At 56.4% G+C, this 16,779-nt stretch carries 9 protein-coding genes; 5 read left to right on the forward strand and 4 right to left on the reverse strand.

The annotated features are described in order from the left end of the window. Nucleotides 1–20: 20 nt before the first annotated feature. The 3 genes from WB650_RS11435 to WB650_RS11445 all read right to left on the reverse strand — a co-directional run bounded on the left by WB650_RS11435 (nt 21) and on the right by WB650_RS11445 (nt 2,886). Nucleotides 21–320: a hypothetical protein gene (locus WB650_RS11435; protein WP_423960511.1), complete on the reverse strand. Its 300-nt coding sequence runs from the start codon at nt 318–320 to the stop codon at nt 21–23. 417 nt (nt 321–737) lie between these two features. After that, nucleotides 738–1,943 carry a hypothetical protein gene (locus tag WB650_RS11440; RefSeq protein ID WP_423960513.1) on the reverse strand — a complete coding sequence of 402 codons (1,206 nt, stop codon included), beginning with the start codon at nt 1,941–1,943 and terminating at the stop codon, nt 738–740. 82 nt (nt 1,944–2,025) lie between these two features. Continuing rightward, nucleotides 2,026–2,886 carry a serine/threonine protein kinase gene (locus WB650_RS11445; RefSeq protein WP_423960515.1) on the reverse strand — a complete coding sequence of 287 codons (861 nt, stop codon included), beginning with the start codon at nt 2,884–2,886 and terminating at the stop codon, nt 2,026–2,028. Between the two features lie 1,172 nt (nt 2,887–4,058). On the opposite strand from WB650_RS11445, the gene WB650_RS11450 reads away from it, so the two are divergent. From WB650_RS11450 to WB650_RS11470, 5 genes are read left to right on the forward strand one after another with little or no spacing between them, the layout of a single operon-like run. Continuing rightward, on the forward strand, nt 4,059–4,391 hold the full coding sequence (locus WB650_RS11450; RefSeq protein WP_423960516.1) for an XRE family transcriptional regulator: 333 nt from the start codon (nt 4,059–4,061) through the stop codon (nt 4,389–4,391). Nucleotides 4,392–4,422: 31 nt separating this feature from the next. Beyond that, a complete protein-coding gene (locus tag WB650_RS11455; RefSeq protein ID WP_423960518.1) occupies nt 4,423–7,629 on the forward strand; it encodes a helicase-related protein in 3,207 nt (1,068 codons plus the stop codon). Then, a complete protein-coding gene (locus tag WB650_RS11460; protein ID WP_423960519.1) occupies nt 7,626–8,393 on the forward strand; it encodes a DUF4391 domain-containing protein in 768 nt (255 codons plus the stop codon). Before WB650_RS11455 ends, WB650_RS11460 begins: the two co-directional genes overlap by 4 nt. A gap of 11 nt (nt 8,394–8,404) precedes the next feature. Next, complete coding sequence (locus tag WB650_RS11465; protein ID WP_423960521.1) at nt 8,405–10,294, forward strand: site-specific DNA-methyltransferase; 1,890 nt, start codon at nt 8,405–8,407, stop codon at nt 10,292–10,294. 9 nt (nt 10,295–10,303) lie between these two features. Beyond that, a complete protein-coding gene (locus WB650_RS11470) occupies nt 10,304–13,315 on the forward strand; it encodes a type III restriction-modification system endonuclease (RefSeq protein ID WP_423960523.1) in 3,012 nt (1,003 codons plus the stop codon). 30 nt (nt 13,316–13,345) lie between these two features. On the opposite strand, the gene WB650_RS11475 is transcribed toward WB650_RS11470, so the two are convergent. Continuing rightward, nucleotides 13,346–16,768 (reverse strand): TM0106 family RecB-like putative nuclease, encoded by a 3,423-nt coding sequence (locus tag WB650_RS11475; RefSeq protein ID WP_423960525.1) that lies wholly within the window; start codon nt 16,766–16,768, stop codon nt 13,346–13,348. Nucleotides 16,769–16,779: the final 11 nt, after the last annotated feature.

Raw genomic sequence — 16,779 nt, forward strand, 5'->3', positions numbered from 1 at the left:
TTGCACCGGCGACTGCAAGCTCACTCCGCAGCGACGGGGATAAACAACTCGTGTACTCTGTTGCGAAGCGCATGCTTTTCCGAAAGACCCAGCGTCAGGTGACAGGCCCGAATGAGCTCTCGCCATTCCGCCTCGCTCGAAGGGCATTGGCGTGCGTCGGGAAACTTGTCACCGATGAAGTAGACGAGGACCAAGCGTGCGGGGACCTTCCTGAGGACGTTCAAAAAATAAAGGCAGGCAAGACGGTTCGCGTATTGGTAATACGTCCCCAGCCACTGAAAATCCCGATGCACGCTCAGGTGGCGTTTGACCTTTGACATTGTGGACTCGATCAGGGTGCGCCCTTTTCCCACGGCGCCACATACGTGCGAACAGAACTCTGGGTGATTCGCTTTAGTCTCGAACAGTTACCACTCGCCGGAAGTCGCATCTCTCGCGACGCCGTCCCAATTGGGCGGACTTCCTGTCTGAGGCCAAAATGCTCGCCATGCTTCTAGCGTCTCTCGTTGGCTTGGATCGGTTTTAAGGAACTCGAGTCCTCGCGGCTCCTTTTCAAAAGCGCCAGCGTCCGGATATACCCACTCGATCCGTGCGTCGGTTCTTCCAATATTTCGTCTTATCTGTTGATCCAACGCGTCGGGTAGAACTCGTCGGTAGTGGTCGAAGTGCCATTCGCTTCCATAACCGTTCCCTTTTCGCCCCAAGCTATTTGCCCTCCCGTGCAACAGTAGTTGCGCCTAAATGGCTGTCCATCTCCGCCGAAGGATTGGAGCGCGAGTGGCGGTGAGAACGGACAATGCCGCACGATTCACGTCGATAATTTCTCTGAAGTCCCGGAGCTGCCCCTTAATTCCCGCCGCGTGGAGCCTCGCGAGTAGTGTCGCGGCGTCGTTCAACACGGACTCGTGAAAAGCGACGGAATCGTCGTACGTGCCTAGCGAGGCCGCAGTGCACTGGGCGCGAAGACAGTGCAAATAGTGCCGGAATGCAGTCTGTTCAGTAAAGCCCACCGATGACGGCTGTTGCCCGCTGAAGAGGATACCGGAATATGGGCTGTCCAACGGCGCAGGAGGAGCGAGTAGGCTTAGTACCTGCTGTCTGCGAGCAATATCTAGAAATGGAATTGTATATTCCGACAACGACTGCGGACAGTAGTACCAAGTAGTGCGTTGCCTAATCTCCTCGTCATACGACGCGCGGAATTTGTCGGGAGGAAAAGACCGCACGTTCATCCAAGTTCCAGAGCAGATCGCGTCCGCTTTCGCACAGGCAGCAATCAGCATCTGATGGTTGCAGTAACCGAGTACTACGCTGGCCCCGCGAAGTCGAAGTCCGGCTGCAACATCCAATACGTTTGCGAGCCAGTTCGGATCATTGACCAAATAATTCCCACCGGGATGTTCACACACTATATAGTAGCCCGCGGGTTCCCATGTCTCGGCACGTTCAAGAAGGACGGCGATTTGATCCTGGTTACGCGCCGCGTCGGCACTAAGAGCTATGGTCATGTAAAGGGGGAACCCGGTGTCGAGTGCTGTAGCCTCTTCCAAAATGGATCGATGGATTTCAAGCCAATCGTCGTTTATCGTATCAGCCAACACGCCGGGCAAAATGAACGTTGCGGATCCAATAGATTGGTTGAGGTCTCTAAGTCGAGTGAGAAGTTCTGTCAATGCCGGGCCTTGCCAGAACGTCCCCGTTGAGTAGGACTCCGGCCAATATTGGTGCGAGCAAAGACGCTCGTGATCTGCACGAGGAAGATAGAACTGGGGATCCAGAAGCACATTGCCTCCAGGCAATTCTCGTATGGTTTGTGACAGTCTCACGAGCTGCTCATCTGTGAGGTCTCTGGGGCTAAGAACAACGGTGCCTCCCTGCCACGCTGAGACCAAAAACCTGCAGTGCTCCATCATGCCGTAGCCAAACTGGAGATATAGCTCCATCAGTCGTTCCCCCCATCGAATCTGCCAACGTCGGCGGAGGTATGCGGTGAACATCCCGACGTGCAAGTAAAGCTCCACGCGTTTAGATTCCTTCGGCGTCGCATATTTCCTTCATCCAATCATAGGCTTCCCTCACAGTCGAAGGACGGTGGTCACGCCTCTTCTGCGTCATAGCTGCGACCAAGTCCGCAAATTTTTGTGCATTAGCAAACGTTAGACTCAAACGTGGAAGCGGCATCGTTTCTACACGCGTCAGCTGTTCCATCGCATCTCGCGCGCCGTCAGCGAAAGGATTCCGCCCCGTGGCGCACTCATAAAGTGTTACGCCGAGGGCAAACAGGTCGCATCGCGCGTCAATTTCCGTTTTAACGTTGCGATATTGCTCCTGCGGCGCGTAACCGACAGTAAATTTTCCGAAGGCGGAAACAGTTGCTGTGATGGAATCCAGGTCGAGATGTCTCGCGATACCGAAATCTATCAGCCAGAAGCTGCCGGAGTTGTCGCGGATGATGTTTTCTGGCTTAACATCGCGATGCACGATTTTCGCCTGTTCCGCGTCAAGCAGCGCCTCTAGTGTATGCAGGCCAAGTCGAAGCAAGTCCGAAATCGACAATGGACCTACAACGAGCAGTTCACGCACAGTCTTGCCAGCAATTTTTCGTTCACGGAACCAAGAGCAGTCGCCCACTGGGGTGCTCATTGTTCCGACCTCCAAGATGGACGGGACTCGCTCAGAGTTGACTTGAGAGACAGCTAGCAGTTCTCTTCTCGTTTGTTCGTGGTCCTGCCGAGGATGGATGAGCTTTAAGACCACTTCACCGTCGATCGGATGAACCCCGGCGAAGACGAGCTTCTGGCCACCCACACTAAGGGGGTTCAGGTTCGAAAGGCGAGGAAACTGCTGTCGCAGCCAAACCAAATCGATTGCGTTGAGACCATTCAAGGCAAGAGCTCTCCGTTACTCTCGGATACCCGCCAAGCCCATTCGTTGAAAAGCCAAGACACGTAGGACCGTGGACGTGCTCGCCGTAACGGCGAAGTCTTCGAGGCAATCGTGTCACCTGGACAACAAATGCGTATCCCGCGTGACTTGGCCACACTGCGGAGGTGTTTCGTCGCCTTGCTACGCGGAAGGAGCACGTAAGACTCCGACGCAAACCATGTGTTGAGGAAAGCTTGGTCCAGTGCCGAAGACCATTCAGATACTTTTGCTTCGATCGCAATGATTCGGCGAACCGCAAATGCGTGAGACAATGGCCGGGGCACATACAGCAGGCTTCTGTGATGAACCAATCGCGCGGCACGAAGCCGGTCTAGCGAAGCGGCGAGTCCTCGCCGAAAGACAGACTTCAAAATATCGTGCGTCGCAAAACCACGGCCGTGCAGATACAGATAGTGGAGTAGCCGGATGTCGTCGCGCAAGAGACCAGATCGTTCAGGGTTCCAGCGTCGCGTGGCTGCCACATTCCAGATCACGACAACGAGGTCTGGGAACCCGGATGCAATCCGCGGCTCGCAAAAGATCGTGGCATGACAGCCGCGCGGCATAGGCAAACGCAAGTCCTCGAGAAATTGCGTGACGAGATCAGTTTCAGGTCCAGGACGACGCCGGCGGAACGCTGCGCCGACGGCAAGCGCACTCGAACGGTAATCGACAATCGTATGGGTCATGCGGGTTGAGTCGAAGTGCCGCCTGCCCGAGTCAGGCGAAGGCCGCGCTGCTGAATTTTCATTCGAAGGCAAATGGCTCACCGGTTTTTGACGGTTTTCCTGCCGATCATCTCACCTACCTGCGGTCAGCTCATCCTAACGCACGCTCGCATGAAGCGGTCGAGGTCGCCCCGCCATTCGGGTCAAGCTATCATCTTGTCACTGGGAGTATGCCGCGCTCGCGTACGTTTTGCAGCAGGGTACTAATATACTCAGGAAAGCGTTCACAGATTTGGCGGTAATCGAGAAGGCCCTGCCGGTGCTCGGACCTTCGCTTAACAGCAGCTCCCTTCTCGGCTGGTATCTTGCTCCGATCAAGCATTCCACTTGCTCGGCATATCAGATTTGCCATAGCCTTTTCGTGCCTTGACGAGCGTCAAACCCTTCAGCTGGATTTCTTCAAACATGGACAAACGGAAACAAAACAAATTGGAATCGGCCGGGTGGAAAATCGGGACCGCCGAGGACTTTTTGGGCATAAAGGACGAAGAGACCGCCTTCATTGAGGTCAAAATTGGGCTGGCACAGGCAATAAAGAAACAGAGGGTCGGGCGCCGGATGACACAGCAACAACTTGGGCGACTTCTCGGTTCCAGCCAATCCAGGGTCGCAAAGATGGAAGCCGCAGATTCCTCGGTGAGCATCGACCTTATGGTCCGATCCCTGCTGCGAATGGGGGCGACCCGGAAGGACGTTGCGTCTTTTGTCGCCAAGCCTGCGCGAAGGCGTGCAGCTTGATCGATCACCCTAAGAGCGGGCGTTGACCAGCGTGAAGCTCATCAAAAATACCGGCGATGACCGCGTAATTGACGAGGTCCGCGCCGCGCTTCGTCCACAATCTAAGCTAGACATCGCCACCGCAGCATTCTCGCTCTTCGCGTTCGCCGAGACCAGGGAACTGCTCAAAAACGTCGCAACGTGCCGTTTGGTCGTCCCGACCCATCCTGATACTGAACCGCAACTGTTCGGGAGCGATGCCGACCGTCCCTTTCGTAACCGCCTCAACATCAGGGCACGGGCTCGGGAGCTCGCCGCCTGGATCGATAAAAAGGTCGATCTGCGTGATGCGCCGATGCCTCTTCCGCAGTCGCTTATCGCCATCGGCAACGGTGCCGATCAACCCGCTCGGGTTCTCACTGGACACTGCGCATTTACCACGGATGGTCTTGGTCTCACGCCCGGCAACCGGTTCAGTTTGATTCAGTGCGCCGAAACTGACGCCGAATGTGCCATTCTTGGGAGCTGGTTTGATTCACTCTGGAAGAGCTTGTCCGCCACGCCGGATGCGAAGAATACATTCCTGAGGCATCTGCACGAGCTGATGGCCCACAAAGCCCCGTCGCTCGTTTATTTCCTGACCCTTTTTCATCTCTTCAAGGATCTAGGCGATGAGCTGGACGAGGAACGCATCGTCAAGTCCGCAACTGGAATCCGCAACACAACCGTCTGGAAAAAGCTGTTCAAGTTTCAACGCGACGGAGTCATTGGCGCGATCGACAAACTCGAACGCTTGGGCGGCTGCATCATCGCCGACAGCGTGGGACTCGGGAAGACCTTCGAGGCCCTGGCCATCATCAAATACTACGAACTGCGTAACGACCGCGTGTTGGTGCTGGTGCCAAAGCGGTTGCGGGACAACTGGACACTCTACAAATCGAACGACCGCCGCAACAGTCTCAGCGCAGACCGACTTCATTACGACGTGCTCAATCATACAGACCTGTCCCGCGACACCGGTCACTCAGGCGACATCGACTTGGCGCACGTCAATTGGGGCAACTACGATCTCGTCGTCATAGACGAGTCGCACAATTTCCGCAACAAGGCCGCTCACAAGGATCGCGAAACCAGATACGATCGCCTGATGCGCGCCATCATCAAGGCGGGCGTGAAAACGCGCGTGCTCATGCTCTCGGCTACGCCGGTCAACAACCGCTTAGCGGACCTCAAGAACCAGATCGCTTTCGTCACCGAGGGCGACGACACGGCGCTCGCGGGAAACCAAATTCCGAGTGTCGAGGCTACCACGCGGAAGGCGCAACTCCAGTTCAACCGCTGGCTCGCGCTGGAAGATGATCGGACGCCGACGCGTCTGCTGGACATGCTCGGATTCGACTATTTCAAACTACTCGATTTGCTGACAATTGCGCGCTCGCGCAAGCACATCGAGAAGTATTACGGGACGCTGGAAATGGGCCAATTCCCCGAGCGTCTCCCACCGATCAATATCAAGGCCGACGTCGATCGTGCCGGCGAGTTTCGCTCCATACGCGAAATCAATAACGAGATTCGCCGGCTCAACCTTAGCGCCTACGCTCCCCTGCGTTACGTGCTGCCCCACAAGCAGGCGGCCTACGACGAGAAGTACAGCACGCGGCTGCATGGCGGCCAGCGTATGTTCCGCCAGGCTGACCGCGAGGAAAGCCTCATCCACTTGCTGCGCGTCAACATCTTGAAACGAATGGAGAGCGCGGTCACCTCCTTCGCCTCTACGATCAAGCGTCAGCTTGACGACGTAACCGCAATGCTCGCGCGGCTCGATGCACACGACGCGTCGGTGGACGAAATCTCTATCGAGGATATTGAGGTCGATGACCCCGGCTTTGAGACGCTGCTCATCGGGCGCGAGGTCAAGGTGCTCCTGCAGGATGTCGACCGCGTGCGCTGGCGGCAGGACTTGATCGAAGACCGCAACCGGCTCGACACGCTGTTATCGGCGGCTCGGCAGGTCGTTCCCGCACGCGACGACAAGTTGCGCCGGCTCCGCGAACTGATCCAGAACAAGGTCCGCAACCCTATCAATCCCGGCAACCGCAAGATCATCGTCTTTACCGCTTTCGCCGACACCGCCGAATACCTTTACCGCGAGCTGGCGGATTGGGCGCAATCGACTCTTGGTTTGCACAGCGCGCTGGTGACTGGCGCCGGCTACAACAAGACGACGCTGCCCGGGTTGCGCGCCGACTTCTCGACCATCCTCAGCAGCTTTTCGCCACGCTCCAAAGAGCGCCCCGCGGAACTAACGGACGAGGGAGAAATCGACCTTTTGATCGCCACGGATTGCATTTCCGAAGGGCAGAACCTGCAGGATTGCGATACCCTCATCAACTACGACATCCATTGGAACCCGGTCCGTATTATCCAGCGCTTCGGACGTATTGATCGAATCGGCTCCACGAATGAGCGCATTCAGCTCGTCAACTTCTGGCCTAACCTCGAGCTTGAGGAGTACATCAACCTCGAACAGCGTGTCAGTGGCCGTATGGTATTGCTCGACATCTCCGCAACGGGTGAGGAGAACCTTATCGAGCAGCAATCGGGCGATCCGATGAACGATCTCGAGTACCGCCGTAGACAGCTTCAGCAATTGCAGGAAGCTGTTATCGATCTGGAAGACCTGGGCGGGGGCGGCATCTCCATCGCCGACCTGACTCTGAACGACTTCCGTATCGATTTGTCGGGCTACCTGCGCGACAATCTGGCTCTCCTGGAACGACTGGCTCTAGGCACCTTCGCCGTCACGACGACTCAGGGTGACGGCGAAGGAGCGATAGCGCCGGGCGTGATCTTTTGCCTGCGCGCGGTTGGCGAGCCCGCCCTCAAGAGCATCGAACCCGGTTATCCGCTTGCTCCTCACTACCTCGTGCATGTTGGCGAGGACGGTGCCGTCGTGCTGCCTTATACCCAAGCGAAGCAGGCGCTCGACCGGCTCAAGAAGCTTTGCATCGGTCGCGATCTGCCTGACGCCACAGCCACAGCCCGCTTTGACAAGGCAACACGCCACGGCGAAGAGATGGCCGCGGTGCAGAAGCAACTAGCCGCCGCTGTCGCCGCAATAACTGGCAAGAAGGAAGAGCGCGCCGTAGCGAGTCTCTTCTCTCCCGGCGGCACGCACGCGATGAAGGGTGAGTTCGCCGGCATTAATGACTTCGAGGTGGTTGCCTATCTCGTGGTCCTTCCGGAATCCGAGGCATGAGCAGTGGCGCAGTTGCAGACGTGATTGCCGCGCTGGCGCTGCCCGCCGATACGCGAGTCGAGCGGCGCGTGCCCAAGAAACTACTGCTGGAGCAAGGTGCTCCGACAGCGTCGGACAAGCGGCAAATCCAGGACGGTATCGAGGATGTGGAGTGGGTAGCAGCCCTGAAGCCCAACAATATCGGGGTGCCCGCGTTTCGAGACGCCGTCCGCGAATATCTGGAAATCTCCGTTCTCACAGTCACGCTTCGCGACCAAGCCAAATCTCCGCGCCTCACCGAGTTGATCCATCGTGCGATTCCGTATCCTGTCGTTCTCGTGAGCGTGCAGGCCGACAGTCAATCGCTGTCGCTCGCGCACAAGCGATGGTCGCAGGGCGAAGCGGGCGCGGTCGTTATCGAGGAAGTGCGCCGCACGTGCCCGATGCCGCAAACGTTGCCTGCGCCAATCGACGCGGCGTTCCTCGCAAGTATCGCGCTTTCCGGGATACGCGCCAGAGACCTCTTCGAGCTATATCAACGCTGGATTGACCTCGTGATAGCGCTGGAAGCGGCGTCGATTACGGGAGTGTTCGCGACTCCGGAGAGCGCCGAACGGGCAACTGCCCGTCGCGAGGCGCTCGCCGCTCACGCGCGTCTGCGACACGATATCGCAGCGATACGCGCGCAGGCGGCGCGGGAGACGCAGATGAACCGCCGAGTGGACCTTAACCTCGCCATCAAGCGGCTGGAGACTGAACTCGCCGCAGCTGCGAAAGCACTGTAAAAGGGAGCTGCATGAGGAAACTGACCGCAGAGGACGCGGAGACGAAATCGCCGGATATCGTCGCGGAGAATATCGAGCGCCTCAAGGAGATCTTCCCTGAGGCGTTTGGCGAGGGAAAGGTCGATTTTGAAGTTCTGAAGCAGCTACTCGGTGGCGCGATCGACGAGCGCGACGAGAAGTATGGCCTCAACTGGCACGGCAAGCGCCGCGCGCGCCAGCTCGCGCTCACGCCTTCGACGGGAACCTTGCGGCCCTGCCCCGAGGAGAGCGTCGATTGGGAAAAGACGCAGAACCTCATGATCGAAGGCGACAACCTTGAGGTTCTGAAGCTGCTGCATAAGAGCTACGCCGGCAAGGTAAAGCTCATCTATATCGACCCGCCGTACAATACGGGTAAGGACTTCGTCTACAAGGACGATTTTCAGGACAACATCAAAAACTATTTGATGCTCACCGGGCAGATCGATTCGGATGGCCGCAAGATCTCTAGCAATACCGAATCGTCGGGCCGCTTCCACACTGAGTGGCTCAACATGATGTATCCACGGCTCAAGATAGCCCGGAATCTTCTCCGCGATGATGGGGTCATTTTTATCAGCGTGGACGACGGTGAGCTGGACAATCTCCGAAAGGTTTGCGCAGAGGTGTTCGGTGAAGAGAACTTCATTGTCCAGATTATATGGAGGAAAAGGAGTACCCCGCCTAACGACAAAACTATCGGCGCGAACCATGATTATATCCTGTGCTATGCCAAAGCTGCCGGAGCAGTAGGCCTTCGATTGCGAGAGCGGTCAGGCGAACAACTTGAGCGTTATCGAAACCCCGACAAGCATTCGAAGGGCCCATGGGCAGCCGGTGATTTGATGGCAAACGTAAAAGGCGGACGGTTCGTCAAGTCTCTCTACTTCCCAATTATCAATCCGCAAACGGGCGAAGAGCATTACCCCGGTAACAACGGAAACTGGAGATTCTCACCGGAGACCATCGCGCAATTGATTGCGAACGATGAGATCTACTTCGGCGAAGATGGACGCGGCAAACCGAAGCTCAAGCGCTTCCTGTCCGACGTAAAAGAAGGCATGACCTATCCATCCATTTGGGATTTTGTGCCCTTGAACACCAATGGTTCCAACGAGATGGGGGAGATTTTTGGGAATCCGACTATTTTCGAAAGCCCAAAACCAGTTGGCCTCCTCCAGGAACTCGTAAAAATTGGATCAACGCCGGACGCCCTTGTCATGGATTTCTTTGCAGGCTCAGGAACGGCGGGGCACGCTGTATATGCGCAAAACTTGGCCGATTCAGGAACTCGTCGCTTCATATTGATGCAGCTCCCTGAAGCCACTCCCTCTGACTCGGAGGGTGCAAAAGCGGGGTTCGCAACTATTGCAGAACTGACCAAAGAGCGTCTGCGCCGAGTCGGGAAGAAGATTCGCGAGGAAAACCCGATGTTTGCAGGTGACCTCGGCTTCCGCGTCTTCAAACTTGCCTCGACCAACATTCGAGAGTGGGATCCGAACCGCGATGATCTTCCGAAGACACTCGAAGAATCGGTCGAGCACTTGAAGACCGACCGAACCGAAGCAGACATTCTCTTTGAAATTCTCCTGAAGCTCGGTCTCGACCTGACCGTACCAATCGAAGACAAAACTATCGCCGGCAAGAAAGTCCATAGCGTCGGCGTCGGGACCTTGCTGGTTTGCCTTGCCGAGAAAATTGACAGGAAGGAAATCGAATTGCTGGCCCATGGCATCGCTGCCTGGCGCCGAGAGCTGGATCCGGCGGGCGAAACAACCGTCGTCTTCCGCGACAGCGCCTTTGACGACGACGTTGCCAAGACAAATATCGCCTCAATTCTTGAGCAAAACGGTTTCAAGCGCGAGTCCATCCAGAGCCTCTGAGGTCAAGGAATGAAGCTCCATTTCGAGCCGGACCTCGAATTCCAGCGGGCGGCAATAGAGTCCGTCACGGATTTGTTCCGCGGCCAGGAGATCTGCCGGACCGAGTTTACTGTGACTCGCCGGCCAGTCATTCACGGGCAGGCGTCACTAGGCCTGGGCATCTTGTTTGAGCAGGGAACGTTGGGCCTGGCCGAAAACGCTCTGGGCATCGGAAACCGGCTGACTCTTCTCGACGATGAAATCAACCAGAATCTAAACAAGATTCAGATTCGCGACGGACTACGCCCTACAAGTCTGACCTCGGGCGACTTCACTGTCGAAATGGAGACCGGCACCGGTAAGACTTACGTCTATCTCCGAACGATCTTCGAGCTCAACAAATACTACGGTTTCACCAAATTTCTGATCGTCGTTCCTTCCGTCGCCATTAAAGAGGGCGTTTACAAAATGCTCCAGATGACCGAGGAGCACTTCCGCGCCATCTATGCCAATACCCCATTCGACTACTTCATATACGACTCGACTAAACTCGGGCAGGTGCGCAACTTTGCCACCAGCCCCCACATCCAGATCATGATCGTAACGGTCGGCGCTATCAACAAGAAGGACGTCAACAACATTTACAAAGAGAGCGAGAAGACCGAGGACGAGAAGCCGGTGGATCTGATCAAGGCGACGCGTCCCATCCTGATTGTGGACGAGCCGCAGAGCGTCGATGGAGGCTTGGAGGGGCGTGGCAAGGAAGCGCTCGGCGCGATGAACCCGTTATGCACGCTGCGATACTCTGCCACTCATGTCGACAAACACCACATGGTCTACAGGCTCGACGCCGTGGACGCTTACGACCAGAAGCTTGTCAAGCAGATTGAGGTCGCATCGCTCGAAGTTGAAAACGCGTACAACAAGGCCTACGTGCGGTTGGTTGGAACCAGCAATAAGCGAGGCGTCATCAGCGCTCGCATAGAGGTCGATATTCGACGTCTCACAGGCGTGGCCCGCGAACAAAAGACTGTGCAGGACGGCGACGATCTAGAGCAGGTCACTGGGCGCGCTATCTATAAGGATTGCCGGATTGGCGAGATTCGCATCGGCAAGGGCAGCGAACTGGTCGAAGTCAAGGTGCCCGGCCGCGAGCACTGGCTACAACCTGGGCAGGCGATAGGCGATGTCGATGACGACGCGCTCAAGCGCCAGATGATTCGCCGCACAATCAAGGAGCATCTCGACAAGGAGAAGCGTCTGCGCCCGCAGGGCATCAAGGTTCTGAGCCTATTCTTCATAGATGTGGTGGCGCACTACCGCAGTTACGCGGCGGACGGCGAACTGCAAAAGGGCAAGTACGCCGTCATGTTCGAGGAGGAGTATAAGCGACTTGCAAACCATCCGGACTACCAAACGCTCTTCAAGGAAGTCGATCTAGAAAGCGACGCCAGCGCAGTGCACAACGGTTACTTCTCGATCGACAAAAGGAAGATCGGCGGTCGCACCGTCGAAGAATTCAAGGACACGCGCGGCGATAGCAAAGCCGACGATGATACCTACAACCTCATCATGCGCGAGAAAGAGAAGCTCTTGAGCTTCGACAGCAAACTCAAGTTCATCTTCTCTCATTCCGCGTTGCGCGAGGGTTGGGACAATCCGAACGTGTTCCAGATTTGCACTCTACGCGAGATTGGCACCGAGCGCGAGCGCCGACAGACAATAGGGCGCGGTCTGAGATTGTGCGTGAATCAGGATGGACAGCGCCTGCGCGGGTTTGACGTAAACACGCTGACCATTGTCGCAACCGAGGGCTACGAGCAATTCGCCGAACATCTGCAGAAAGAGATCGAGGACGATACCGGCATCCGCTTCGGCATCGTCGAAGAGCACCAGTTCGCCGCAATCACTATCACCGACGATATAGGTAAGACCTCCGCACTCGGCTTCGAGAAGTCACAAGCGATATGGAATCACCTCAAAGCGGCCGGGTATGTCGACGCAAAAGGGAAAGTGCAGGATACGCTGCGCGCAGCGCTTAAGGAGGGCAAAATTACGGTGCCATCCGAGTTCGAGCCACAGCTTCCTCAGGTGACGGACATTCTGCGCAAATTGGCCGGCAAGTTGGAGATCAAGAACGCTGACGAACGCGTTGTAATCAAGACGCGACAGGCGATTTTGGACAGTGAAGAGTTCAAGGCACTCTGGGATCGAATCAAGCACAAGACTACGTATCGCGTCTATTTCGACAACGACAAGCTCCTCTCCGATTGTACCCGCGCGCTTCGAGATGGCCCCGCGATAAGCAAAACCCGGCTGGTTGTCCGAAAAGCCGACCTTGAAATCGGCAAAGGCGGCGTCATCGCGACGGAAACATCTTCGGCCGGACCAGTCACTCTCGACGAGGCTGATATTGAACTTCCCGACTTGCTCACTGATCTGCAGGATCGCACTCAACTAACCCGTCGCAGCATCGCTCGCATCCTCACTAACAGCGAACGCCTGGAAGATTTCAAGCGCAATCCTCAGCAATTTATCGATCTCGCTGCCGAGGCGATCAATCGTGCCAAGCGGCTCGCGCTCGTCGACGGTATCAAGTACCAGCGTATCGGCGATCAGGAGTTCTATGCCCAGGAACTTTTCCGGCAAGAGGAATTAACCGGCTACCTGAAGCAGAGCCTGAAGGCCAGCAAATCGGTATACGACCGGGTGGTTTATCAGTCCGAGGGTATTGAGCGCGGCTTCGCCGAGCAGCTTGAAAACAATGATGCGGTCAAGCTCTACGCAAAGCTTCCGCTCTGGTTCAAAGTCCCAACGCCGCTAGGTTCCTACAATCCAGATTGGGCAGTCTTGATCGAACAGGACGGCGCCGAACGCCTATACCTGGTAGTTGAGACGAAAGGCAGCCTATTCAAAGACGACATACGCAGCACGGAAGGCGCTAAAATCGAATGCGGGAAAGCCCACTTTAAGGCGCTTGGGGTCGGTGACAATCCGGCCCGCTATCGTGTGGCTAGGAAGCTCGGAGATTTATTCGAGTGACTGTAGCCGCGCCCACGTCGGGCCTTTTTCTCAACCCACGCTTACCGTATTCGCCATCTCGGCGTATCGGCACAGAGCGTTAGCCAATTTCATCTGTCGCGGTGATTTGCACTCAGGCTCCAGCAGTCGCGGACTGACGATTAATATGCATGCGCAACGCGCCCGAGAAGTCGCGACATTCAACCGGTTGAGACTGTACAGGAACTCCATTCCCCGTGGCGCATCTTCCGGAGTTGATGTAGCCATCGAGTAGATTACGATCGGCGCTTGTTGGCCCTGAAACTTATCGACGGTGCCTACCCGAACGCCCCGCGACTGAAGCTTTTCACCCAGGAGAGCTACTTGCGCATTGTACGGCGCTAACACCAAAATGTCAGCGGGGCAAAGCGGATGCGGCACCCGCTTATCATCGATCCACTGCGCTCCATCGCGCAGCAGCAAAGAGACAACTTTAACCGCGGCATCGACCTCTTCAGGTGAACAGTTCTGATTTCCTTGGTGTGTCACAGGGACCAACCAAAGTCCCGCACCCTCGAATGGTGCGGTGCCTTCGAGCCGTTGCTCCTCTAATCCGGCCCGCGATTGAAGGCGACCCTCGTAAAACACCTCCGAGGTGAATTGGCAGACCTGCGGCGCTAATCTCCAAGTTTCTGGCATGAAAATGCCGCGATCGCTCGCGATCGTCTTGCGACCGTCGAGTACATACTCCAACGCCGAAACATCGGTTCCTTCCGGGTGGCTTCCCTGCTGAGGCTGTTCCAGCTGCTGTGGGTCGCCGAGAAGAACCGTGCTTTTTGCGCCAGTCGAAACTGCTAACACGTTTGCCAGCGACATCTGCCCTGCCTCATCAACAAGCAGGACATCCACCGCCTCATGCGCTTCCGCTCTCGCCCAGAACCACGCCGTACCACCCGCCACTTGGATCTCTCGATCGGCGATTTTCGCGAGAAGGGCGTCGTTGTCTTTGATCTCCTCGATCGCGCCAGGATCTTCGGTCTTGTCACTGACTTTATGCGCGCAGACCAGAGTCAGATTTAGCTCTCTAGCAGCGCGGAGCGTCGCCTCCAGCAGATTACGTATCACTTTGTGGCTCACCGCGGTCACGCCGACTCGCAGGCCACGGCGCACGGCTTCGCAGATCATGCGGGCTCCAGTGTAAGTTTTACCTGCGCCCGGAGGACCTTGGATCGCGAGGACCGTTTCATCCAACTCGTTTACTATCCGAACTGAGAACTGCACCGCGTTTTCTTGAGCACTCAGTTGGAAAGTACCTTGGTGGAGCCGAGGTGTTCTCTTCAGGAGCAGGTCTCTTGCCGCTCGGCAGCGAGAACCCTCAGTGATGCCGTGGTCGGCGATTTCCTCGGCAATCCTGAATAGGGCGTCTTCAAGAACTCCGGAGTCCACCACCAGGTAGGCGAAGACGGCGCTCGGATGATTTTCAGCCTGAGCGCCCCGCTTCTTTATATCGACCGTTTCTTTTGCGTAGTCGATTGCGTCAACTCCGCCGAAACTAGCTCCCTCTCCGAGCAGACGAAGATCGGCGCCCTCACGAATATCGCTGTCTTGTGGGGGAAACGAGTAACGATCGATGGGGCTTCTCTTCGTACCCCCGACTCTCTCCACAAATCTTAAACCAGAAAGCCCCTGTCGTTCGCCCAACAACTCATCATCGGACAGCTCGCGCAGCCGGAAGAATTCCCACCATTGGCACTTGGCTTCCCTGCGATGCCAGTCGAGCATATTTCCCAGGAGCCAGCGTGCTTGCTGCTCGCCAGTCCGCTCGGCGCGGACCGCAGGCAGATCAGCAGTCAACTTCGTCCTTAGCGTCTCGGCTCTCCGGCCTCTCTCATCTACCGTCTGAGGAGCTTGCCCGTCTGTAATCGCGGGTCGCGGCACCAAAGTTCCAGACCCTTCCAGCGAACTCCTCAAATCTTCCAGCCAATTTCGCAGATGCAAAGCTGACCTGCAGTCGTCGCCATTGTAGGCTTCGACGGCAACGCGATTCTCGGAGCTAATATCCTTGGGATAGCCAAGCTCCAGCGCAGCCTCGACCAACCGTCGATGCGTACCCGCATCCTGTAGAGAAATAGATCTCTCAAATGAATAGAACGGTTCGAGATCTTTGATGGAATATCTCTCGACGCTCGCGCGTAGCGAATGCCGGACGATCGAGTACAAATCAACGAAGATGCCAGCTCGAAGCATTCGATCCACATCGTTTTCACGAATCGCATGCCGACCCATCAGACGCTTGAAAGCGGAAGGTTCATAAGGAGCGTAGTGATACACATGCATGCCGGGGTCCGCCGCCCACGAATCAAGGACGACCTTCATCGCTGCATCAAATGCTTCGCGCTCCTCCTTCTCATCTGTCGCCCAGAATGAACGGTATGTTGTCGTGCCGCCGTCGACTATTGAGACAAGGCCGAACAAATACTCGCGTCCTGCATCCCCCACGAAAGGATCACCTTCAAGACCGAGAAAAATGTCGCCTTTTGAGGGCATGGGCAGACGGGTAAGCCCTTGTCCGATCTCGACCTGCAGAAGCTCATGATAGGGCTTTTTTCGATTTCGGCCTTCGAGCTGCACCCGAGCCTGCTCGCGGATTTTTTCATACGTCTCGACCCCGCCTCTGCTTGGCGTGAACGGCAATCGCTGCAGCGACCCTAGCTTCGCGAGGGTATTGATACCGTTCGCTGTCAGCTCTCGCGTCTGGAGCCTAGAAATCCCCGCCACTAGCGACAGATCATCGTCGGCATGGCGGCGTCTGTCACACTCAATCCGCCATCTGCACACGTCGCAGTGTTCGACTGGAATTGGGTAATTGGCTGCCGCAAGTGCCGCCGGATCGTCCAGAATGGCTCTACCCAAATGACCCCGAATCAAACGGAAGTACGCGGCGTATTCCTGAACCCGATAACTACGAACCGGATGTTCGAGGTCTGGTGTGATAACGTGAAATTGCTCAGGCAGTATTTTCTGAACACTCGCCAGCAAGTCGGTGTACGTCGCGAGCTGGAGAATCGTTCCACCCTGCGTCTCCTTTGCCAGCTTTGTGTCCTCGACCTCGTAAGACCAATCGCCAAAAGCACTCGGCTCCGATACCTTGAGGAGTACATCAGGTCTTCCGAGCCACTCGCCCTCGCGCAACGCTCCTTGCAGAATTGCCTCGGCCCCGGCTTTCATTGCTTCCAAGGTATGCTGGACCGCCTCCTCGCCGTGATAATCCTCTATATTGACGATCTTCAGTCCGCGGCTCGCGAGTTCCGCAGCGTACCTTCGCTCATAGTCCTGTCCCCGCTTTTGAAGAATAGCGACGGCCGGATCGTTCCACCTTGGCGCCTCACGCAGCCCGCTCGCGACGGCCAGGTCCAAGGCCGTCTTATGTCGACAAGCGAGGAATCCGGATAAGTCAGTCGGGCTAAGATCGAGAATCCCTTCACTGACTCGCATTTTCCTTCCTT

Origin of the sequence: Binatus sp. (SeqCode), assembly GCF_049584895.1 — a bacterium.
Classification (GTDB): Bacteria; Desulfobacterota; Binatia; order Binatales; family Binataceae; genus Binatus.